Origin of the sequence: Sphingobacterium spiritivorum (genome assembly GCF_016724845.1) — a bacterium.
GTDB classification, from domain to species: Bacteria; Bacteroidota; Bacteroidia; order Sphingobacteriales; family Sphingobacteriaceae; genus Sphingobacterium; species Sphingobacterium spiritivorum_A.
Map to the genome: position 1 here is coordinate 1209374 of NZ_CP068082.1, position 13296 is coordinate 1222669.

8 protein-coding genes are annotated in these 13296 nt (G+C 44.1%); all 8 read left to right on the forward strand.

The features are described 5' to 3' along the window. The first annotated feature begins 12 nt into the window (after window positions 1–12). Window positions 13–1869 (forward strand): hypothetical protein, encoded by a 1857-nt coding sequence (locus I6J03_RS05065; protein ID WP_003012271.1) that lies wholly within the window; start codon window positions 13–15, stop codon window positions 1867–1869. Between the two features lie 30 nt (window positions 1870–1899). Beyond that, the gene (locus I6J03_RS05070; RefSeq protein WP_201694186.1) at window positions 1900–3318 is read left to right on the forward strand and encodes an Mfa1 family fimbria major subunit; all 1419 of its coding nucleotides are present in this window, start codon (window positions 1900–1902) and stop codon (window positions 3316–3318) included. 84 nt (window positions 3319–3402) lie between these two features. Further along, window positions 3403–4368 (forward strand): FimB/Mfa2 family fimbrial subunit, encoded by a 966-nt coding sequence (locus tag I6J03_RS05075; protein WP_003007873.1) that lies wholly within the window; start codon window positions 3403–3405, stop codon window positions 4366–4368. 103 nt (window positions 4369–4471) lie between these two features. Continuing rightward, the gene (locus tag I6J03_RS05080) at window positions 4472–5893 is read left to right on the forward strand and encodes a FimB/Mfa2 family fimbrial subunit (protein ID WP_201694188.1); all 1422 of its coding nucleotides are present in this window, start codon (window positions 4472–4474) and stop codon (window positions 5891–5893) included. A 734-nt stretch (window positions 5894–6627) separates the two neighbouring features. After that, the gene (locus I6J03_RS05085; protein ID WP_003013368.1) at window positions 6628–8460 is read left to right on the forward strand and encodes a BACON domain-containing protein; all 1833 of its coding nucleotides are present in this window, start codon (window positions 6628–6630) and stop codon (window positions 8458–8460) included. Between the two features lie 29 nt (window positions 8461–8489). Further along, window positions 8490–9908, forward strand: coding sequence for an Mfa1 family fimbria major subunit (locus I6J03_RS05090; RefSeq protein ID WP_201694190.1), 1419 nt, complete (start codon window positions 8490–8492; stop codon window positions 9906–9908). Between the two features lie 84 nt (window positions 9909–9992). Continuing rightward, on the forward strand, window positions 9993–10958 hold the full coding sequence (locus I6J03_RS05095; RefSeq protein WP_003007873.1) for a FimB/Mfa2 family fimbrial subunit: 966 nt from the start codon (window positions 9993–9995) through the stop codon (window positions 10956–10958). Window positions 10959–11062: 104 nt separating this feature from the next. Next, window positions 11063–12475 carry a FimB/Mfa2 family fimbrial subunit gene (locus I6J03_RS05100; protein ID WP_201694199.1) on the forward strand — a complete coding sequence of 471 codons (1413 nt, stop codon included), beginning with the start codon at window positions 11063–11065 and terminating at the stop codon, window positions 12473–12475. Window positions 12476–13296: the final 821 nt, after the last annotated feature.

Genomic DNA, 13296 nt, shown 5'->3' on the forward strand with positions numbered 1-13296 from the left:
TTATTAACAGTTATGATTTCCAGATTTGATTTATTAATCTGTCTCTTTATTATTACAACATTATCAGGCTGTAAAAAGATTGATCTTCCAACGGAAGAGACTAAGCCGGGCGAACAGCAGGTCACCCTGCGCCTGGTACTGCCGCAGTCAAATAATAAAGCCGGCACCTATGCCATCAGTGCAGTCGATCAAAACAGCATACAGGGTTTAGATGTACTGGCTTTCCGTGTGACTGATAACGGAAAGGAGTACTATGCCTATCACAGGCAGGCTGTATTGTTACGTCCCGATCAGGGTGGAACAGCAGTAGACTTCCATGTAGATCTGCTCAAGAGTACAGACAAGTTTCGTTTTGTACTCATTGCTAATGCGGAAGCAAAAGTGAAGTCCGCCCTTAGCGGATTGTCCGCCAATGCCGAGAAGGAAACAGTGATGAGCCGTATTGAGTATGGGATCACGACCAAATGGAATGCCGGCAGTTTGGGTAATTTCACTCCTCTGCCCATGTGGGGAGAGAGTATAACGGTCGATGGCATCAACAACAACACACAGAAATTCAGCGTGAACATGCTCAGAAGTCTGGCTGCCATAGATGTGCAGGTGACTGCCAATGATTTTGTGATGACAGAGGTGCTGGTATATAACCAGTCTAATAAAGGCCGCATGGCTCCCAGTCCGCAATACTATGATGGTGGAGAACGCATGGTAACGGCACCCAGCATACCTACAGGTACAAACAGGCTTGCGACTCAGCGCTATACATCAGCTACTAATACACTGGCCGGAGAGATCTTTCTTTTCGAAAGTGCTGCGGCGACAAGTATAGGCGATCCCAATGCCACAGGACTGGTCATAGCAGGCAAGTATGCAGGCAGTACTGTTGTGACCTATTACCGTGTGGAACTGACCGATAGTCTGGGCAATCTGACACCGGTGCTGCGCAATCACCGCTACGTTGTCAATATCACAAAGGTACATTCCCCGGGCTTTACCGGTGAAACACAAGCCTGGGCCAGCAAACCGATGGGTATGACGGCCTCCGTAACCGCCTGGAGCGAAATAAGCACGTCCGAAACATCTGTACATCCGTTATACTATCTGGAGGTAAGTGATGATCAAAGAGATCTGGGCGGGTTTGAATATGAATTTCCGTTTTCTGTCAGGACCAATTTGCCTGGTGGTCATACCCTGGAAGGCATTCCCTCCGAACTTCAGATTACCAATACACAGATCGTGGATGATAAAACGATCTATACCTTTAAGGTAAGTGCAAACCCAAATTCTAATAATAACTGGAGACGGCTTCAGTTCACCGTAAATGCAACTATGGCGAATGGAAAGCCGATAGAGAAAAAGATAGTCATGAGACAACATGGCAAACCTGTTGATATCGGATTTTCTTTTTTAGTTAGCGCGGAGAATGTCAACAGACTTTTTATGGTAGATTCCTGGTTTCACATGGCTAATGTGACTTACGGTGATTTCAGTCCCAGTGCTCCTCAAAAAACAGGTATCCCGTATCCGCAGAGCTGTGCAGCATTTGGCCCGCGTTACAGGCTGCCGACTTTGGGTGAACTTCAATCATTAGCACCTAATGATAACAATGCAAGGAGTTTTATCAACCAGAAACTATTGGACAAAGGGGCATCAAGAATGTATATTATATTCCCGGGGTCGGGGTCAAGCGCTTTTGTCAGCTCAACTTCAGCAGGAGCCGGTGGTCAGAATTTCAGCACAATGTCTGTACAGAATGGTAATGTTTCGGGGGCAAATCAGGCTGGCGACGGAAAAATAATAGCTAATCCCGCAGTGTCTAAACTCGGTCCATTTGGTATCAACTATTTAATGCGCTGTGTAGCATCAAATTAAACCATATAAAAAAAGCCACAAAAAAAACACATGAATAATAAATTAACAACAAAAAGAATGAGTATGAAAAAGTATGCACTTATTGCACTTGCAGGGCTGACCCTTGCAGCATGTAAAAAACAGGGTGGGGAAATCCCTACCGTCAACCCGGAGGAGGGCAAAGATGCCAGCCTGAGCCTGAGCATTACCTCAGCTGCCAATATCGGCACCTATGCATCTACGGTAGGAAGTGATGACGGTACCGATAACGAAAAAAAAGTCAATACTGTGGATGTATTCCTGTACAGTGAAGAAGGAAGCCTCACCCCGGCCGGATACGAAAGATTTAGCGGAACAGATGCCAACCTCTCTACCCCAAAAAAAATCAAAACAAAGACCGGTAGAAAAAGAATATATATAGGTATCAACCTCCCTCAGTCGCTGGTCAATATGCTAAAGGCCGGTTACTCCGCTATGGAGAATCCTTATGACGTTAATATGGCACAACTGGCAACGCCTAATGACGGTCTCATGATGTTCAGTCAGTCCGTAACTTCTCTGGATATCAAAGAAGGTGATGATCCGGACAACAAGGTCACCATCCCGGTAGCACGTCTGCTGGCAAAAGCTGGCGTATTGCAAGGCAGCAACCTGTCCCTCACTGACATACAGGGCGGAACAGTATCTAATCTGCAGTATACCCTGGCACAATGTAACAAGAAGATCGTTGTGGGACAGCTATACGACTTCAAAGATGCAAACTGGGCTTATATTAATCCATTTGTTTCGGGTATCGATGGTGCTTTAACAGCTGAATATCAAGCTAACTTCACAGCCGTACTCAACACAGACTATAAGGCTGTAGACGCAAGTAATACAGAGAACAAAAACCTCAAGACCGTATATATGCCGGAGAATACAGCCGAAAACCCTGCTCCGACACAGGTCACCTATATACAGGTAAGAGCTAAATTCACCCCGACAAAACTGGAAGACGGAGCTACACCAAATGCAGACGGCACGTTCTATGTCATGTTCGGACAAATAGGAACAAACGATGCGCTGCATCAGTTGTACTTCGCAGATAAGACAAAAGCAGAGGCCGAAGCCGCTAAAACGGACTACAACAACGGAACCGTACAACGTAGTGTCGTTCTCACCTATAATCAGGGCTACTGCTACTTCCGTCTGTATCTCAATGAAGATAAGGTGGCCGGAGCAACCAAACTGGGCATACTCCGCAATACATTCTTCAAGGCGCAGATTACCAAGATCAATGGACTGGGTACACCATTAGAAGGGCAGATACCGGGAACTCCGGGCACTCCCGGCAATCCGGGTGGTAACGTAAAACCGCCAAAACCTGTCGATCCTACACAACCGGTTAATCCGGGTAACCTGGACGCTAATATTCAGGCAACCATCACCATCACACCATGGACGCTGATCACCAGTGAACATGAAATATAAGGGGAAACCCTCCGGAATACCACAAAGGGGAGGAAAAAACTCCCTCCCCTTTGTTATTAAAAAAAATACTATTCCGTAAAACAAATGAACAAGAATATGCAACCTGACAGCATGATACAGACGGAAATGATAAAACGATATCTCAAACGCATATACATACAGCTCCTGATGATCGCCATGCTGGTGGCCATAAACGGATGTATAAAGGATGATCTCACACGATACACATTTGATGTGACGCTCAGCTTTACTGACAGAGCCGGAAGTTGTCCCGACAAAATCGTATATACAGGTACAACAGCGATGACCGTATATGCATTTGACGAAAAAGGATATTTTGCAGAAAAAATATCCCAAAAGGATATAGATTTCGCTCCCGAAAGCACTATGAAGATAACCCTCCCGCAGGGAAACTACACCCTCATTGCATGGGCAGGAACAGCACAGGGACAGTTTGAAGACAGGCTGCTCATAAAAGGAGAAACACATATCGATGAACTGGACATGCCTACATTCACACGCAGCAGCGGATTAAGAGCAATGCCCGATCAGGTACTCTTTCAGGGAGTATTAAAAAATATAAACGCCGAAACTGCAGCATATGCCCCGGCTCAACGCATTGACCTGAGAAATATAACCAAACCACTCAATGTATCGCTTGAAAAATACGATGCACAAAAAAATTACCAGATCAGGATCAGTCACAATGCCGCACTATGCCAGTTCCAGACGGCTGAACTCCGGGACGCAGGAGATCACTATACAGTCACACAGCTGCAGGAACAAAAAGAAACCGCAACATACACCGCACAGACGGCACTCCTGTGGAGACTCGAAGACCGAAATCCGACCATTACCATAAGAGATATGGAAACAGGTGCGGATATATTCAGTGCAAGTGTAAAAGAACTGCTGGAAAAACTACCGCAGCTCAACCTCAACTGTGAGCCTGCTGTAGATATAAAGATCATCAGAAAATTCCCAACTCAGGTAGGGATCACAGTCATCATCAACGGATGGATACTGGTCGAATCGGAAGGTTCGGTATAAAACAGAAATAAACCACAGCAATAGCAGATCAAAAAGGCTGAACAGCTGTGTCAGCATAAGCCTGAAGAAAAAACAGGCAATAAACACTATAACACAAATAAAGATGGAAAGAATACGACTACCGATACTGCTGATCATGTGTATCTACACCGTTACACTGATTTCCTGTATCAAGGAAAAAACCATCATCGATGATACCCTGCCGGAAGCAGGTAATACCACAGAACTTACTTTTGCTGTCAGCATGCCCGGTCTGTCACAGAATATCAGTACTTATGCCATCACTGAAAATGAAGAAAACAAGGTCAGCACCATAGATATACTCGTGTTTGAAATGAGTGGCGGTAATGAAAAGTATGCATACCGGGTAGCCGGAAGAAATATCAGACCATTGACAGCCAACAGCATCCGGTTTCAGGCAACCGTACAAACTGACAATACCAAAAAGTACCGACTTGTGGCCATTGCAAATGCAAGGGCAGCAGTCAATTCAAATTCAATTGATTATACTGTCGGAACTGCCAAAGCAAGTATACTAGATAAGCTGCTGATCAATAAGCCAGGGGTATGGAACACCACTTCCTCTGCAGACTACAGCCCCCTGCCTATGTGGGGAGAATCACTGCCAGATCTGAGCATCACCGGCAGCACAGGTACGATCACACTGAATATGCTCAGAAGTCAGGCCAGAGTAGATGTTATCGTAGAGCCTACGCTGATCATGAGATTCCGGATGACAAGTGTCAGCATATACAACAGCAGTTCCAATGCAAGGATAGCACCGGTGGCCGCTAATCTGGATCCGTCGGGGCTGAAAGTAACCACTCCCTCCATACCTGCTTCTCTGCAAATCAACAGCACTCCACTGGTCTATATCCCGGATCCTGTGAACCAGCCGTTTGAAACCGTAAATTCCATTCGGCAAATATACCTCTTTGAAAAAGCAAAGGCAGCATCTGCAGGAGCATCGGAAGCACTTTCGCTCATCATTGGAGGGCATTATGATGGCAGCAGCACAGAAACGTATTACAAAATTGAGCTTCTGTCAGCAACAGCCACACCTGCGCCACTGGATCTGCTCAGAAATCACCATTATATACTCAAAATTGTAGAAATAAGCGGAGAGGGCTATGCAACTAAAGAAGCAGCTCTTGCAGCCAGACCTTCTAATATGCAGACATCTGTACTGACACTGGACGGTGCCAACCAAAAGATTACCTATTTTGATGAACAGTATTACCTGAGTATGAACAACACAAATGCGCTATTTGCTTCCAATATTGCAGCATCTGTAAATATAAATATACAGACAAATGCACCTGGATGGACACATACACCAAATGGAACTTGGTTTACGGCTACAAAGGAAACTGTAAGAATTCCGAATGGCTTTGGGGGCTATTCTGAGATACTCGATATGCTGGTTATCAAAGCACCCATTAATACCACAGGATTTATGAGACAAGGCTCAGTCACTGTCACAGCGGGTAAAATAAAAGTAGAAATAGATGTGAAACAGGAATAAAACTGAGTACTGTCAATATTAAGATTCGTATGTTCTATATATAAGAATCACATAGTCTAAGCTGCATCAACAGTAAGCCCGTATGTGGCAGGAGACAGACCTTCTTTAACAGGAGAAATACAGAAAAAGCACTGCGTCGTACTCTTAAAGTACGATGTAGTGCCGTATTTACAGCATATTATTACAGTGCTGATTTAAGACACTGAAAATTTTATAAAAACGGTAAAAAAAACACAATACACCCTGTAAACAAGCCGTTTAAAAAAGAACTATTTTATTTACAATCTAATTCGTTTGAGCATTTTAAATAAACAGAACGGATGTCTGCTCCTTTTATGTAAAGGCTACCCGACTAAATATGTGAGCTGTTTTATTAGCGTCCAAATCCTTCACTTGTAGTGACAGCATATATGCTGTTTACTTGTCTGCATAAGTTTTCCATTCTGCTTCAACAAGCAAAAGCAACCTGCAAATCAGTTAAAAACAAAGTAAATCAATATCCGATAACAGCACATTTAGTAAAGATTGGACGATACTGTCAATTTTAAGATTAGCCGGAATAACTCTCCACTTATTCATTACAGACATTTGTATCGTAACAGTAAGGGAATATGTACATCAGGGAATATAAATAGTTCAACATGTACAAATATACTTTACAGATTAACACAAAAAACGGATAAGTTGCTATGCTACTATAGAATTACTGCTTAGTTGCACACTACAATGATCAGATGAAACAAAGATTTTTTTTAACCATCTACCTGCTGTTACTTATTTCACTCGCAGGCTGTAAAAAGATTGATAGTATTGGAGAAGAGACTAAGCCAAATGAGCAGGAAGTTACACTGCGTCTGCTCATGCCGCAACAGAATAGTACAGTCAGTACTTATGCGATCAGCGAAGTCGGTCAGAACAGTATCCACCACCTGGATGTACTGGCTTTTCGTATAGCCGATGACGGAAAGGAATATTATGCCTATCACAAGAAAGCCGTATTGCTACGCCCTAATCAGGGGGCTACAACACTAGACTTCCATGTGGACCTGCTCAAGAGTAAAGACAAGTTTCGTTTTGTGCTCATTGCCAATGCGGCAACCCAACTGCAGACCGCCCTTAACGGTCTGCCCGCCAACACAGAGAAGGAAACAGTGATGAGTCGTATAACGTATGGGATCACGACCAAATGGAATGCCGGCAGTTCAGGTAATTTTACCCCTCTGCCCATGTGGGGGGAGAGCGAAACAATAGACGGCATCAACAACAACACACAGAAATTCAGCGTCAACATGCTCAGAAGTCTGGCTGCCATAGATGTGCAGGTGACTGCTAATGATTTTGTGATGACACAGGTGTACGTATACAATATGTCCGGTAAAGGTCGCATAGCACCTCTTCCGGGTAACTATGATGCTAATGAGTATGAGGTAAAGGCTCCCAGCATACCTGCAGGTACCAACAGGCTGACCGCTCAGGAATACGTATCGGGAACGAAGGGTCTGGCCGGTGAAATCTTTCTTTTCGAAAGTGCTGCACCAGGCAATACTGGTGATAGTAATGCCACAGGTCTGGTCATAGCAGGCAAGTATGCCGGCAGTACTGTTGTGACCTATTATCGTGTGGAACTGACGGATGATCAGCAAAAGTTGTTGCCTGTACTGCGCAACCACCGATACGTCATTGACATTACTAAAGTACATGCCGCAGGTTATAATTCAGCTGCAGCGGCCTGGGCCAGTAAACCTGTAAATATGACAGCCACCGTAACAGCCTGGAATGAAATCCCAGGGGCGGACAGCAATATGCCTCTACAATACCTGAAGGTGGATGTAGCAAAAGTCGGAATAAGCGGATTGCAGGGGGAAACGACTTTTACCATATGGACCAATGCACCTACATCTGCTGTAAATCTGACCCTGCCATTGTGGTTAGTGAATCTGGGAAGTAATAGGGTCGGTAACAAAATTACTTACAAGTTTTTTGTTGCTCAAAACAACAGTACAACAACAGTTCGGTCAGGAAATATCAATGTAAAGGTTGGCAGACTTACCGGCACGGTAGATGTAAAACAAGGGGCCAGACCTATCGATCTGGGGCCAGATTACGGCTTTTATGTATTTGCTAACGATTTGCTGTATGCAGCATTTTGGTTTCGGGTTGCAAATGTACAGGACGGAAATGTTTCAGCATTAGACGCTTCCTTAACACAGAAAGAGGGTGAGCCCTATCCTGAAAGTTGCGTAGCGAACCTCGGGCCAGGTGCCAGACTGCCTACTATACAAGAACTCAGACAACTGATGCCAACCGACCACAACGCACGTCTGGCAGTAAATCAGGCTATTTCAGCTCAAAAAGGTACTGGCCTCATATATTTTCAAACGTCAGGGGCAGGATCGCTTACAGACCCGTATCTGTCCTCTTCCTCTGCTACTGTGCTTGACCCTACTTCAAGTAACACTGTATTTTTAATGATCAGATCCAATTTAGGTGCAGCATATGATACAGACCGAAAATTTCCTCTTCAGGGTTATGGCAATAATAAGGCCCGCTGCGTAATTTCAAAATAAACCATATAAAAAAAGCCAAAAAAAAACACATGAATAATAAATTAACAACAAAAAGAATGAGTATGAAAAAGTATGCACTTATTGCACTTGCAGGGCTGACCCTTGCAGCATGTAAAAAACAGGGTGGGGAAATCCCTACCGTCAACCCGGAGGAGGGCAAAGATGCCAGCCTGAGCCTGAGCATTACCTCAGCTGCCAATATCGGCACCTATGCATCTACGGTAGGAAGTGATAACGGTACCGATAACGAAAAAAAAGTCAATACTGTGGATGTATTCCTGTACAGTGAAGAAGGAAGCCTCACCCCGGCCGGATACGAAAGATTTAGCGGAACAGATGCCAACCTCTCTACCCCAAAAAAAATCAAAACAAAGACCGGTAGAAAAAGAATATATATAGGTATCAACCTTCCTCAGTCGCTGGTCGATCTGCTAAAGGCCGGTTACTCCGCTATGGAGAATCCTCAGCCCGTTAATATGGAACAACTGGCAACGCCTAATGACGGTGTCATGATGTTCAGTCAGTCCGTAACCTCTCTGGATATCAAAGAAGGTGATGATCCGGACAACAAGGTCACCATCCCGGTAGCACGTCTGCTGTCAAAAGCTGGTGTATTGCAAGGCAGCAACCTGTCCCTCACTGATATACAGGGCGGAACAGTATCCGATATGCAGTATACCCTGGCACAACGTAACAGGAAGATCGTTGTGGGACAGCTATACGACTTCAAAGATGCAAACTGGGCTTATATTAATCCATTTGTTTCGGGTACCAGTGGTGCTTTAACAGCTGAATATCAAGCTAACTTCACAGCCGTACTCAGCACAGACTATAAGGCTGTAGACGCAAGTAATACAGCCAATAATGCGCTCAAGACCGTATACATACCGGAGAATACAGCCGAAAACCCTGCTCCGACACAAGTCACCTATATACAGGTAAGAGCTAAATTCACCCCGACAAAACTGGAAGACGGAGCAACACCAAATGCTGACGGTACCTTCCATGTCGTATTCGGACAGAAAGGCACAAATAATTCGCTGCATCAGTTGTACTTCGCAGATAAAACAAAAGCAGATGCCGAAGCCGCTGACAAGAAATACAACGACGGAACTAAACAAAGAGCTGTTGTCCTCACCTATAACCAGGGCTACTGCTACTTCCGTCTGTATCTCAATGAAGATAAGGTGGCCGGAGCAACCAAACTGGGCATACTTCGTAATACATTCTTCAAGGCGCAGATTACAAAAATCAAAGGACTCGGTACACCAATCGAAGGACAGATACCGGGAACTCCGGGAACTCCGGGTAATCCGGGGGGTGGCGTAACACCTCCAAACCCTGTAGATCCTACACAACCGGTTAATCCGGGTAACCTGGACGCTAATATTCAGGCAACCATCACCATCACACCATGGACGCTGATCACCAGTGAACATGAAATATAAGGGGAAACCCTCCGGAATACCACAAAGGGGAGGAAAAAACTCCCTCCCCTTTGTTATTAAAAAAAATACTATTCCGTAAAACAAATGAACAAGAATATGCAACCTGACAGCATGATACAGACGGAAATGATAAAACGATATCTCAAACGCATATACATACAGCTCCTGATGATCGCCATGCTGGTGGCCATAAACGGATGTATAAAGGATGATCTCACACGATACACATTTGATGTGACGCTCAGCTTTACTGACAGAGCCGGAAGTTGTCCCGACAAAATCGTATATACAGGTACAACAGCGATGACCGTATATGCATTTGACGAAAAAGGATATTTTGCAGAAAAAATATCCCAAAAGGATATAGATTTCGCTCCCGAAAGCACTATGAAGATAACCCTCCCGCAGGGAAACTACACCCTCATTGCATGGGCAGGAACAGCACAGGGACAGTTTGAAGACAGGCTGCTCATAAAAGGAGAAACACATATCGATGAACTGGACATGCCTACATTCACACGCAGCAGCGGATTAAGAGCAATGCCCGATCAGGTACTCTTTCAGGGAGTATTAAAAAATATAAACGCCGAAACTGCAGCATATGCCCCGGCTCAACGCATTGACCTGAGAAATATAACCAAACCACTCAATGTATCGCTTGAAAAATACGATGCACAAAAAAATTACCAGATCAGGATCAGTCACAATGCCGCACTATGCCAGTTCCAGACGGCTGAACTCCGGGACGCAGGAGATCACTATACAGTCACACAGCTGCAGGAACAAAAAGAAACCGCAACATACACCGCACAGACGGCACTCCTGTGGAGACTCGAAGACCGAAATCCGACCATTACCATAAGAGATATGGAAACAGGTGCGGATATATTCAGTGCAAGTGTAAAAGAACTGCTGGAAAAACTACCGCAGCTCAACCTCAACTGTGAGCCTGCTGTAGATATAAAGATCATCAGAAAATTCCCAACTCAGGTAGGGATCACAGTCATCATCAACGGATGGATACTGGTCGAATCGGAAGGTTCGGTATAAAACAGAAATAAACCACAGCAATAGCAGATCAAAAAGGCTGAATAGCTGTGTCAGCATAAGCCTGAAGAAAAAAACAGGCAATAAACACTATAACACAAATAAAGTTGAAAAGAATACGACTACCGATACTGCTGATCATGTGTATCTACACCGTTACACTGATTTCCTGTATCAAGGAAAAAACCATCATCGATGATACCCTGCCGGAAGCAGGTAATACCACAGAAGTTACTTTTGCAGTCTCAATGCCCGGTCTGTCACAGAATATCAGTACTTATGCCATCACTGATAACGAAGAAAACAAGGTCAGCACCATAGACGTACTCGTGTTTGAAATGAGTGGCGGTAATGAAAAGTATGCATACCGGGTAGCCGGAAGAAATATCAGACCATTGACAGCCAACAGCATCCGGTTTCAGGCAACCGTACAAACTGACAATACCAAAAAGTACCGACTTGTGGCCATTGCAAATGCAAGGGCAGCAGTCAATTCAAATTCAATTGATTATACTGTCGGAACTGCCAAAGCAAGTATACTAGATAAGCTGCTGATCGATAAGCCAGGGGTATGGAACACCACTTCCTCTGCAGACTACAGCCCCCTGCCTATGTGGGGAGAATCACTGCCAGATCTGAGCATCACCGGCAGCACAGGTACGATCGCACTGAATATGCTCAGAAGTCAGGCCAGAGTAGATGTAAAAGTTGAACCTACTTTAGCACCAGTATTTAGAATGACCAGCATCAGTGTATATAACAGCAATGCTAACGGAAGGATAGCTCCTGAAGCCAGTAGATATAATGTTGGCGAGAAAAAAGTTACATCTCCGTCTATTCCTACTACTTTGCAAACCAACAGCACTCCACTGGTCTATAATATTTCCAATCCGCTGAAGTCTGAGCAAGAAATCTACCTTTTTGAAAAGGCTGCAGCATCCGCAGGCGTGTCGGGAGCTCTTTCGCTCATTATTGGCGGGCATTATGACGGTAGCAGCACAGAAACGTATTACAAACTTGAGTTTCTGTCAGCAGCAGCAACACCCGTACCGCTCGCCGTGTTGCGTAATCACAAATACGTGTTCAACATCAAGGAGGTAAGCGGAGAAGGATATCTAACTAAAGCAGCAGCCTTATCCGGGAAGCCTTCTAATATACAAGGTTCGGTTGTAACCATAAATCTGGGTGATATGCCTGTCATATATTTTGATGAACACTACTATCTGGCAATGCAGACAGATCTGGTTAATTTCATGACTAGTCAAGGCACAGGCCAATTTTATAAAATAAAAACAGATTTTCCGGGTGGCTGGACGTGGGAAAGTGATCAGCCTTCCTGGCTTAGTATGAATCCCCATATTAATGGGGGTAATGAGGGGGCTAATATTATCGTTGGCCTTCTTCCTGGTATTGGTGACAATCCCAGACACGGAATCCTCACCATTACGGCCGGCAAGATCAGGGCCAGAATAAAGGTATATCAGGGATATGGTACAAATCCGCTGCCGGATATACCCTGATAAGGCGGATTTATAAAAACACCTTACTTAATTCGGTAAGGTGTTTTTATTTTCCTCTCTTCCTGGAAGTAAACCTGAATTCTTCTACAATACCTCTTTTCTCTCCTTTTCAAGGAGAGATCCCGGTAAACAGGGAGAGAGGTTAAGCAGAAAACAATTTCGCGGAGACGCCAACTGACACAACTACTGCTGAAGTTTTCCTTAGAAAACAAACCCTGCCACTTTACTAAACACCTTCTCTCTCTCCTTCCTAAGGAGAGAGAAGGTAAACAGGGAGAGAGGTTAATGATTAAAAGTTGGAAGCGACGCCAGCTAATGCAACGGGCTTTATCTGGTATGTTGTCACAACTTTTGGAATACTCTTATCCAATCATACTACCTTCATTTTTTCGGGTAAAGGATGATATTTCCCGGACGGTCCATCAGGGAAGACAGAGTTTAATCATATTTTATATACAGCTAAACATCCGGATTTGCTAAAGTACTTCATTATCATGATCACCTGAAGGGTATCTTCTCCTGTATAAAATGAAAAAGCATAAAGATCGGTTTTGCTTACAAACAAATACTTTCGAACAATAACCATAGTCAATACAAATTATATAAACCTGCAGATACAGGTAAAATCTTGAATAACCTACAATCACACTATCATATTGTCGCATCTGCAGTTACAGCACACCTATATATTGTAAACAGCTTTTTTTAGCAATTTTACAATCGTAAACCTGCCCTGAAAGAACTTCATCTGACAAAAAATGTCCGGATTGCTTACCTTTTTGTTAAAATACACTTTATTGTCTGTATACAAATCAGACGGA